At 70.6% G+C, this 4,361-nt stretch carries 4 protein-coding genes and 1 pseudogene; 2 read left to right on the top strand and 3 right to left on the bottom strand.

Annotated features, from left to right (window positions below; all coding sequences use genetic code 11):
- Positions 1-192 precede the first annotated feature (192 nt).
- Both G3I65_RS20045 and G3I65_RS20040 read left to right on the top strand, forming a co-directional pair.
- Complete coding sequence (locus G3I65_RS20045; RefSeq protein WP_163046721.1) at positions 193-654, top strand: carboxymuconolactone decarboxylase family protein; 462 nt, start codon at positions 193-195, stop codon at positions 652-654.
- Positions 651-1,388: an isocitrate lyase/phosphoenolpyruvate mutase family protein gene (locus G3I65_RS20040; RefSeq protein WP_160697466.1), complete on the top strand. Its 738-nt coding sequence runs from the start codon at positions 651-653 to the stop codon at positions 1,386-1,388. The genes G3I65_RS20045 and G3I65_RS20040 overlap by 4 nt, the downstream gene beginning before the upstream one ends.
- 63 nt (positions 1,389-1,451) lie before the next feature.
- Here the strand turns inward: G3I65_RS20040 and G3I65_RS20035 are convergent, their stop codons facing one another.
- The 3 genes and pseudogenes from G3I65_RS20035 to G3I65_RS20025 form a co-directional block, all read right to left on the bottom strand.
- Positions 1,452-3,062, bottom strand: coding sequence for a cation acetate symporter (locus G3I65_RS20035; protein WP_160697465.1), 1,611 nt, complete (start codon positions 3,060-3,062; stop codon positions 1,452-1,454).
- A complete protein-coding gene (locus G3I65_RS20030) occupies positions 3,059-3,409 on the bottom strand; it encodes a DUF485 domain-containing protein (protein WP_160697464.1) in 351 nt (116 codons plus the stop codon). The genes G3I65_RS20035 and G3I65_RS20030 overlap by 4 nt, the downstream gene beginning before the upstream one ends.
- Before the next feature lie 70 nt (positions 3,410-3,479).
- Positions 3,480-4,361 (bottom strand): annotated as a pseudogene (locus G3I65_RS20025) (cation acetate symporter); the annotation flags it as partial.

The following is a 4,361-nucleotide window of genomic DNA, read 5'->3' as shown; positions in this document are numbered from 1 at the left end:
GCGCGGGTCGAGGGCACCGCCGCGCCCGGCTGCCAGCGGCCCTCGCGGATGGCCGCGCGGATCGCCGCCGCGAGGCCGCTCCGGCCGGTCGACGGCTGCCAGTCGAGGTGGACGTCGAGCCCGGAACTGGACCACGGATCTGCCATGTCACTGGACCATACCCGTGGACCAGTTCGGGCTAGCGTGAACACCATGACCAAGCGAATCGGACTCGGGGGCGCCCCCGAGCTCTACCAGGCGATGGCGAACCTCCAGGCCGAGGTCAACAAGGCCGGGGCCAACGCCGGGCTCGACCCGAAGCTGCTCGAACTGGTGAAGACCCGCGCGTCGCAGATCAACGGCTGCGCGTTCTGCCTCGACATGCACTCCCGCGACGCCCTGGAGCTGGGCGAGTCACCGCGGCGGCTGTTCGTCCTCGACGGCTGGCGCGAGACCGACCTGTTCACCGAGCAGGAGCAGGCCGCGCTCGCCCTCACCGAGGCGATGACGAAGCTGTCCGCGACCCAGACCGTGCCGGACGACGTCTACGAGCAGGCGGTGCGGGTGCTCACCGAAGACCAGTACCGCGCGGTGGCGTGGGAGATCATCGCGATCAACAGCTGGAACCGGATGACCATCACCAGCCACACGCCGCTGCCGAAGCGCGACTCGTGAGCGCCGCCGCGCTCAAGGCGCTGCACGTCCCGGGCAAGCCGCTCGTGCTGCCGAACGCCTGGGACGCCGACACCGCCAAGCTCGTCGAAGCCGCCGGGTTCGCGGCCGTCGCGACCAGCTCGGTCGCCGTCGCGGCCGCGCTCGGGTTCGCTGACGGGGAGCAGGCGCCGGCGGACGAGATGTTCGCCGCCGCCGCGCGGATCGCCAAGGCGGTCGGCGTGCCGGTGACCGTCGACGCCGAGTCGGGCTACGGCCTCTCCGGTGCCGAGCTGGCCGGACGGCTGTCCGACGCCGGCGCGGTGGGCTGCAACTTCGAGGACACCGACCACGCCACCGGCGAGGTGCGGCCGGTCGCCGAACAGGCGGAGCGGATCGCCGCTCTCCGGGAAGCCGCGGGCGACGGCCTGGTGATCAACGCCCGGGTCGACTCCTTCCGCGGCGTCGACCCGAAAGAGGCGCTCGCCGCCGGCGTCGCCAGGGCGAAGGCCTACCTCGAGGCGGGCGCCGACTGCGTCTACCCGATCCACCTGCGCACCCCCGAGCTGATCGCGGAGTTCACGCAGGGGGTCGGCGGCGCCGTCAACGCGCCCGCGTGGCCGGGCGGTCCCGGTCTCGAAGGCCTCGCCGAACTGGGGGTGGCGAGGATTTCGCTCGGCGGCGGGCTGTGGCAGTACGCCCGCAAGCAGCTCGAGGCGACGCTCGCCGGGGTCGCCGAAGGCAAGCTGCCGTACTGACCCCGGAAATGGCCGAAGGCCGCCGCGAGGGTGACTCACGACGGCCTTCGGTGTCTCGGGTGGTCAGTGCGCGACGGCCTTCTCGGCACCCGCGCCGGTCAGCGACCGGACCTCCATCTCGGCGTACTTCTTCTCGTCGTGCTCCTTGGACAGGACGGTGCCCAGCCAGCCCAGGAAGAACGCGACCGGGATCGAGACGATGCCCGGGTTGCTCAGCGGGAACCAGGCGAAGTCGGCGTTCTTGAACATCGACGTGCTCTTCCCCGACACCGCCGGCGAGAAGACGATCAGGACGATCGTGATGGCCAGGCCGCCGTAGATCGACCAGAGCGCGCCCTGGGTGTTGAACCGCTTCCAGAACAGCGAGTACAGGATCGTCGGCAGGTTCGCCGACGCCGCCACCGCGAACGCCAGCGCCACCAGGAAGGCGACGTTCTGCCCGTTGGCCAGGATGCCGCCGCCGATCGCGAGGGCGCCGATCACCAGCGCGGTGATCCGGGCGACCTTCACCTCGGCGTCCGGCGACGTCTTGCCCCGTTTGACGACGTTCGCGTAGACGTCGTGCGCGAAGGACGCGGACGCCGTGATGGTCAGGCCCGCGACCACCGCGAGGATCGTGGCGAACGCGACCGCGGAGATCAGGCCCAGCAGCACCGGGCCGCCCAGCTCCAAGGCGAGCAGCGGGGCCGCGGAGTTCACGCCGCCGGGCGCCTTCTTGATCGTGTCCGGCCCCACCAGCGCGCCGGCGCCGTAGCCGAGGACCAGCGTGAACAGGTAGAACACGCCGATCAGCACGATCGCCCAGACCACCGAGCGACGCGCGTCGCGGGCGGTCGGCACGGTGTAGAAGCGCATCAGGACGTGCGGCAGGCCCGCCGTGCCGAGGACCAGCGCGATGCCGAGCGACAGGAAGTCCAGTTTGGACGTTCCGTTGGTGCCGTACTGCTTGCCCGGGCCGAGCAGCGTCTGGCCGGCCTTGCCCGCCTTGTCGACGGCGGCCTGCAGCAGGCTGGAGAAGTTGAAGCCGTACTTGCCCAGCACCCACAGCGTCATCGCGAGCGCGCCGACGATGAGCAGCGCGGCCTTGATGATCTGCACCCAGGTGGTGCCCTTCATGCCGCCGATCAGCACGTAGGCGATCATGATCACGCCGACGACGGCGATGACCAGCGCCTGCGCCCCGGAACCTTCGACGCCCAGCAGCAGCGCGACGAGGCCGCCGGCGCCCGCCATCTGCGCCAGCAGGTAGAAGAACGACACGGCCAGCGTCGAGGTCGCGGCGGCGGCCCGCACCGGGCGCTGCTTCATGCGGAACGCGAGCACGTCGCCCATCGTGAACTTGCCGGTGTTGCGCAGCAGTTCCGCGACCAGCAGCAGCGCGACGAGCCACGCGACCAGGAAGCCGATGGAGTAGAGGAAGCCGTCGTAGCCGTTGATCGCGATGGCGCCCGCGATGCCGAGGAACGACGCCGCCGACAGGTAGTCACCCGAGATCGCGATGCCGTTCTGCGGACCGGTGAACGCGCGCCCGGCGGCATAGTAGTCCGACGCCGTCTTCGAGTTGCGGCTGGCGCGGAACACGATCACCAGCGTGATGATCACGAAGAGGGCGAAGATGCCGATGTTGAGGAGCGGGTTGCTGCCCTCGACGCTCGCGGCAAGTGTCGCGGTCATGCCTGCTCCTTCTCGATGTCCTCACGGATCTTCTCGGCGACCGGGTCGAGCTTCCGGTTGGCGTAGCGCACGTACAGGCCGGTGATGACGAACGTCGAGACGAACTGCAGCAGGCCGAAGACCAGCCCGACGTTGATGTTGCCGACCAGCTTCGTGCTCATGAAGCCGTGCGCGTAGTCGGCGAGCAGCACGTACAGCAGGTACCAGAGGAGGAACAGCGCCGTCATGGGGAAGACGAACCGGCGCAGGCGGCTGCGCAGCTCGCGGAACTCCGTGCTGTCGTGGGCGTGTTCCCACACGGTCTCAGACGTTTCCGGGGGCCCGCCGCCGGTGTCCGTCGTGCTCATCGCTGCTCCTCGCGACGCTGCGGAAAGTGACGTGCGACACCGTAGGGACGTGTGAGTCCCTCGTGAAGATTCAGCGGCTCAACAGCCGGGCCAGACGACGAACGGTTGACGAACGGTCGCGCGGTCCCGACGAACGGGGTTCGTCCAGGTGCAACCGGAGCATCGCCGCCGTCGACCAGGTGGGGGGCCTGCCCCGCAGGGAGACCAACGCCATTACGCCGAACGCCAGCGGTACCGACCAGGGTGCCGGTTGCTGCACCAAGATCGCCACCCAGCCGTGCAGGTCCGGGCCGGCGAGGGCGAACAGGATCGAGCCCGACGACGCGACGAGCCCGGTCAGCACCCCGGCGATCCCGCCCGACGCGGTCAGCCGCGGCCACCAGATGCCGAGCACGAGCAGCGGGCAGAACGTCGACGCCGCCACGGTGAAGCCCCACGTGACGAGCACCCCGGCGTCGAGCTCGGCCGAGCGCAGCGCCAGCAGCACCATGATCGCGGCGACGCCGAACACGGCGATCCGCAGCCGTCGCAGCCCGCCGGGGACGAGGTCGTGCGCGATGGCGCCGGACATCACCAGCAGCAGGCCGAGCGACGTCGCCAGGAACGCGGCGAACGCGCCCGCGGTGAGCAGCGCCGTGAAGAGGCCACCGGCCCAGCCTCTGTCCACTTGGTACGGCAGCGCGACGACGACGGTGTCCGTGGCGCCGGAGAGGTACAGCCCGGGCACGAGCACCCGGCCGAGCACGCCGTAGACGCCGGGGAAGAGGTAGAAGACGCCCAGCAGGGCCACGGTGATCGCGGCGGTGCGGCGCGCGGCGCGGCCGTCCGGGCTGGTGTGGAAGCGCATGAGCACGTGCGGCAGGCCCATCGTGCCGAGCATCGTCGCGATGAGCACCGCCCAGGTGCCGAGCAGCGGGTAGCCCTCGTCGCCGAGGTCGAGCAGCGGCCGCTG

Source organism: Amycolatopsis sp. SID8362, from assembly GCF_010550475.1.
GTDB lineage: Bacteria > Actinomycetota > Actinomycetes > Mycobacteriales > Pseudonocardiaceae > Amycolatopsis > Amycolatopsis eburnea.
The sequence above is the reverse complement of the archived record's forward strand: the minus strand, read 5'-3'. Positions and strand labels throughout refer to the sequence as shown.